General features: G+C 67.5%; 6 protein-coding genes and 2 pseudogenes. 4 read left to right on the top strand and 4 right to left on the bottom strand.

The window, feature by feature from the left end; genetic code table 11:
- A pseudogene (locus ABZ904_RS50490) lies at positions 1 to 383 on the bottom strand (hypothetical protein); the annotation flags it as partial.
- A gap of 71 nt (positions 384 to 454) precedes the next feature.
- Here ABZ904_RS50490 and ABZ904_RS50495 point away from each other — a divergent pair.
- The 4 genes and pseudogenes from ABZ904_RS50495 (at position 455) to ABZ904_RS50510 (ending at position 2,820) form a co-directional block, all read left to right on the top strand.
- Positions 455 to 667, top strand: coding sequence for a hypothetical protein (locus ABZ904_RS50495; protein ID WP_361831005.1), 213 nt, complete (start codon positions 455 to 457; stop codon positions 665 to 667).
- 70 nt (positions 668 to 737) lie between these two features.
- The gene (locus ABZ904_RS50500; RefSeq protein WP_361831008.1) at positions 738 to 1,007 is read left to right on the top strand and encodes a hypothetical protein; all 270 of its coding nucleotides are present in this window, start codon (positions 738 to 740) and stop codon (positions 1,005 to 1,007) included.
- Positions 1,004 to 1,540, top strand: a complete 537-nt coding sequence (locus ABZ904_RS50505) for a hypothetical protein (protein WP_361831011.1) — start codon at positions 1,004 to 1,006, stop codon at positions 1,538 to 1,540. The genes ABZ904_RS50500 and ABZ904_RS50505 overlap by 4 nt, the downstream gene beginning before the upstream one ends.
- Positions 1,541 to 1,729: 189 nt before the next feature.
- A pseudogene (locus ABZ904_RS50510) lies at positions 1,730 to 2,820 on the top strand (integrase core domain-containing protein).
- A 53-nt stretch (positions 2,821 to 2,873) separates the two neighbouring features.
- Here the strand turns inward: ABZ904_RS50510 and ABZ904_RS50515 are convergent.
- From ABZ904_RS50515 to ABZ904_RS50525, 3 genes are all read right to left on the bottom strand, one after another.
- Positions 2,874 to 3,146 (bottom strand): helix-turn-helix domain-containing protein, encoded by a 273-nt coding sequence (locus tag ABZ904_RS50515; RefSeq protein WP_359411793.1) that lies wholly within the window; start codon positions 3,144 to 3,146, stop codon positions 2,874 to 2,876.
- A gap of 141 nt (positions 3,147 to 3,287) precedes the next feature.
- Positions 3,288 to 4,205: an NADP-dependent oxidoreductase gene (locus ABZ904_RS50520; RefSeq protein WP_361831014.1), complete on the bottom strand. Its 918-nt coding sequence runs from the start codon at positions 4,203 to 4,205 to the stop codon at positions 3,288 to 3,290.
- Positions 4,206 to 4,322: 117 nt separating this feature from the next.
- Positions 4,323 to 4,676 carry an isocitrate lyase/phosphoenolpyruvate mutase family protein gene (locus ABZ904_RS50525; RefSeq protein ID WP_361831017.1) on the bottom strand — a complete coding sequence of 118 codons (354 nt, stop codon included), beginning with the start codon at positions 4,674 to 4,676 and terminating at the stop codon, positions 4,323 to 4,325.
- Positions 4,677 to 4,906 lie beyond the last annotated feature (230 nt).

Here is a 4,906-nt window from a genome sequence, read left to right on the forward strand (position 1 = left end):
CGTTGAGGCTCCCTCGGGCCGAGTCCGTGACGGCAGGGGAAGTTGGTTGTCATGGCGGAGAAGCGTCGCAAGTTCACGGCGGAGTTTCGTGAGGGTCGGAAGGCGGCCTGTGGTGCGAGAGCCCGGTGCGAGAGCCGGCTGCGCTGCCAGCCGATGGCGTTGGCGGGCTCGGACGAGCGTGAACGGTGTCCCGCGGCCTCACTGAGCGCGAGCATCACCAGACAGTCGCCTGCGCAGAGGCCGACCTGCTGGAGTTGCGCCGTCAGTCGCCGGCTCGGCTCCTCCATCGTGTCCATGAGGGAGCGCCGCACCGCCAGTTGCCTTGCCGTCAGGCGTCGCGCGGCGGGCCCGGCGGGCGGTGTTCTTCTGTCCATGGTTCCCATACCCACCCTCATTGCTTGACGCGTCAAGCATATTCCATATGCTTGACGCGTCAATTACTTGGAGGTGTGCTGTGGAAACGTGCGAGACGCACCCGATCGTCATCGGGATCGACAGCTTCGGAGGCATCACGTCGGATGACGAGGGACGCCCGCTCGACCAGCCCGAGAACACCTGCGCGCTCGACGACGAGGGCGTCCTGGCCGAGGCCTCGGGGCTGGACTTCTTCGGGCTGGGGGAGCACCACGTCGAAGAGATGCCGCTGTGGCCTTGGATCTTGTGCTGACCGCGGCATTCGTGAACGTTCTGGAGGCTGACATGGACAACGGTCGGGCAGGCCGGGAGAGGGGATTTCGATGAGCCACCTCGCTCCGGGAATCTTCCACGGCCGGCTCGACCGTCCGATAGCGGCCACCGCGCCGGCAGAGGCCTGGCAGCGCACGTCGTTCGTCTTCCTGGCGGTGGGCCTGGACGTCGCTGCCGCGGTGAGGCTGCTGAGCCGGCACCTTCCGAGTGCGGTGGCGGGCGTGCTCCTCGGGGGTCTCGGCTGGTTTGCCACGGGGCGTGTCGCGGCCTGGTACCCCGCGTCGTTGCGCGGCGACCTCGAGGAATCGGTACGCCGATGAGCCAGGCGATCCAGAACTCAGTGGCAGCCGCCTTCCCCGACACTCCGGGGTCCGCTCGCCCGCCCGTGCGCCGTGGCAAGCGTCACGACCCCAGGGAGCGGCGCCGGCGCCACACCGTCGAGCTGTTTGCGGCATCCGCACTGGGCCTGGTCCCCTGGACGCTGATACTGGGCCTGAAGCTGCCGTCCGACTATCAGGTCCACGCATGGCGCACGACCTGGGTCGGCTTCGACATCATGCTGCTCATAGCCTTGGCGACGACGGCCGTCCTCGGGAAGCGCCGGAACTTGGCCATGGTGATACCCGCGTTGGCGACCGCCGTCCTGCTGGTGTGCGATGCATGGTTCGACGTCTCGCTCGAGTTCGGCACGTCGGCCGTGTGGGCTTCCGTCGCGCTCGCCGTCTTCGTCGAGCTGCCCATGGCGGCCTTCATAGTCCACCGCATGCACAAGCTGATGCACACGCACTGTGCACCTCCCCAAGCCGAGGACCCTCCCGCCCGTGAAGCGCTGCAGTCGGGCGGGCAACCGTGACCCGGGCGCCGGAACCTCACTGACCTTGCCGCCGATTACGATCGGCCCCAATTCGTCATCTGCGCAGACCCATCAACGGCTCGGTTCGGAGCACCCTGCGGGTGCCGAAAACCGCATCCATGTCCTGTGAGCTGCAGGTTCTCGCGAACGGCCGTCGATCAGCGGGCAGGCGTGTCAGGCTGATCGACCATGCTGCTGCGACTGCCCTACCTCGCTGTGTCGAGCGTGTTCTCCCTCATTCGGTTGCCGCCGATGAGAGACGTCGTCAAGGACATCGAGATATTGACGTTGCGACACCACTGGCCGTCATGCAGCGGCAGATCGACAGGCCACCCGTCTCCTCGGCGGATCGCGTTTTCCTGGCCGCGCTGCTCCACCAACACCTGATCGTCTCCCCGGACACGGTCCTGAGGGGGCACCGGGACCTCACGCGCCGCCGCCACGCCGACGCCTCCTGTCGCCAGCGGCCCGGCCGTCCACCGACCCTCCCCCAGCCTTCGGCCGGGAGGTGCCCCCAGCAGCATCCGGGCTCTCATCCTGCGACTGGGCCGCGAAAACCCTGGGTGGGGCTACAGAAGGATCCATGGCGAACTCGCGGTCCTCGGTATCAAGGTCGCACCCTCCAGTGTGTGGGAGATCCTGAAGCAGCACGGGATCGAGCCGGCGCCCGACCGTGACCGTCGGACCTGGGCCGCGTTCCTGCGCGGCCAGGCCCACGCGATCCTGGCCTGCGACTTCTTCACCGCCACCACCTTGAACGGCGCGACGCTGTACGTCTTCGGGGTCATCGAGCATGCCAACCGGCGGATCCGCATTCTGGGCGCGACCGGCCATCCCGCCGCGGACTGGGTCACCCAGGCGCGAGGAACTTGGTCATGGATCTCCAGGACGCGGGCGCGGCCGTCAAGCACCTGATCAGGGTCCGCGACAGCAAGTACACCCGGGCGTTCGACGCCGTCTTCGAGGCCGAGGGCATCGAGATCATCACCACCGGCATCCGCATTCCCCGCATGAACTCCGTCATGGAACGCTGGGTGCAGACCTGCCGACACGAACTCCTGGACCGCGCCCTGATCTGGAATCAGGCCCACCTGCTCCACGCGCTCGCCGAGTTCGATTCCTTCTACAACGAGCACAGGCCTCACCGGACCCTGCACAGCGCGGCGCCCCGGCGACCGGTCCTTGAACCGATCACCGAACCGGAGCGACTCGAGCGGTTGAACGTACATCGACGTGATCGACTCGGCGGCATCCTCCACGAATACGCACATGCGGCTTGACCTGCGCGGAGGCAATACTCGGCACCCACAGAGTGGGAAGGTGCTCAGGACGCTCAGGCTGTGTCGGTGCGGTGCGCGGTGAAGGTCACCTGGGTGTCGTCATTGTCGAGGGCGATGTTCAGGGCCGCGTCCAAAGCCTTGGCCAGCTTGGCCAGGAGCGGCAGCGTAGGGACGGTGTCGGAGCCTTCGATCCGGGAGATCTTCGCCTGGGTGAGGCCCGCGCGGTCGGCCAGTTCGGTCTGGGTGAGCCCGAGCTCGGTACGCCGGTCATACACGGCTTTCGCCAGGGCCATGGACAGCCGGATCTCGCGACGGGCCTCGGCCACGTCTTCCGGCTCGGTGAAGCCTTCGGCGAGCTTCCGCTCGGTGGTCGGCGAGCGCGGTGAGTTCGGCGGCGTCGCGGCCGAGCCGCTTCATCTCGTGCACCGTGAGGATGACCCGCCAGTCGGACTGTGGCCATCCACTCCCTACGAGCGTACGCGGATGACTGTCTTCCCGCTGCGTCGCGTGGTCGGGTTGAGGGCACCAACGGCGTCATCGAGGCTCGCGACGTCACCGATGTTTGTCCGCAGCCGTCCGTCCCGCACCCGCTGCACGATCTCACCCAGTTCGGCGCGATCGGCCTCGACAACGAAGTCCACCGCCAGGCCGTCAGTGGGCCGCGCCTCGACCGGGCCGACGACGGACACCAGCGTTCCTCCGGCCTTGATCAGGGCAGCGGACCGCCTCTGAACGTCACCACCGATGACGTCGAAGACCAGATCGACACCCCCGACGTCTTTCAGCGCGTCGTTCTCGAGGTCGACGAACTCATGCGCGCCGAAGTCGAGTGCCTTCTCACGGTCGGCGGCGCGTCCGGTGCCGATGACGTATGCCCCGGCCTCACGTGCGAGCTGGGTCACCATCGTCCCGACTGCCCCGGCAGCGCCATGAGCGAGGACGGTCTGGCCGGCCTGAAGGCGGCCGTGCTGGAACAGCCCCTGCCACGCGGTCAGACCTGAGATGGGCAGGGACGCGCCTACCGTGAAGTCGACGTCGCCGGGCAGCGGCGCGAGGTTGCGTGCTTCGATCGCCACGTACTGCGCGAGGGTGCCGTCGCGGTGCCAGTCGGCGAGGCCGAACACCCGCTGCCCGACCGACAGCCCCGTCGTGCCGTAGCCGACGGCGCTGACCACTCCGGCCAGCTCGTGGCCGGGGATCGACGGAGTCCTGTCACGGCCGGCGCGATCGGTCCAGGTCGACGGCCACTCCATCTCAGTCGGGACGAAACCCGATGCATGAATCTGAACGATGACGTCGTTGATCGCTGCGGGCGGCTCAGGCCGCTCCGTCAGCGTCATCCCGGCCGTTCCCGCGGCCTGGTCGGTAACCACAATGGCTTTCATCGGGATCGTCCCCTTCCTCGTATGAGCTCGTAACACGATCATGAACAGTGCTTCTCCAGCCGCCTCCAGCAGATGAGGCTGCAGGCCAATGAGCCGCGTGCATCGTGAATTCGCAGGTCATGGGCCTGGTGTGCGTGGCGGTTCGGGTGCTTGCGCCGGTCGGTGGCCGATCGCCAGTGCCGTGTCGCGCGCTCTGTCCTGGAGCTTCTCGCCGCTGATGGGCATGACGGAGGTCAGGCGCGGCGGCCGTAGGTGCGCGGATCCACGGGCCGCGCGGACTTGGGAAGCACGCCGACCAAGGTGCTCGCCACGGATGACTTCGTGCCGCCCGTCGGACCGGCCGAGCGTGGCAGCGAGCGCCGCCGACGATGTCGCGATCGCCTCGAAGCCGGCATCGGCCAGCATCAGCGCCGAGAGGCCGCCCCATGCGTTCGGCATGACGAGGCCGCCGTCGCGGGTGTGCAGTGCCATGAATCTCTCATAGAGTTCGGAGCCCGGCATACCGAACCTTTCCCGAGCGATCGTTGGAGACAGTGACGGATCGAGCGGCTGGGTACGACGCCTCGACGAGGACGCCGACGCTCATCCCGGTGTACCGACCGAGCCGGCGGCGGGGATGTCGATGTCGGTCTGGTTGACGTTGTTGATGAAGTTGGTCAGCAGGACCTGCACCGCCACCGTGACGATCGCCAGGATCTGCG

The organism is Streptomyces sp. NPDC046900 (assembly GCF_040644975.1).
In the GTDB taxonomy this organism is placed as follows: Bacteria; Actinomycetota; Actinomycetes; order Streptomycetales; family Streptomycetaceae; genus Streptomyces.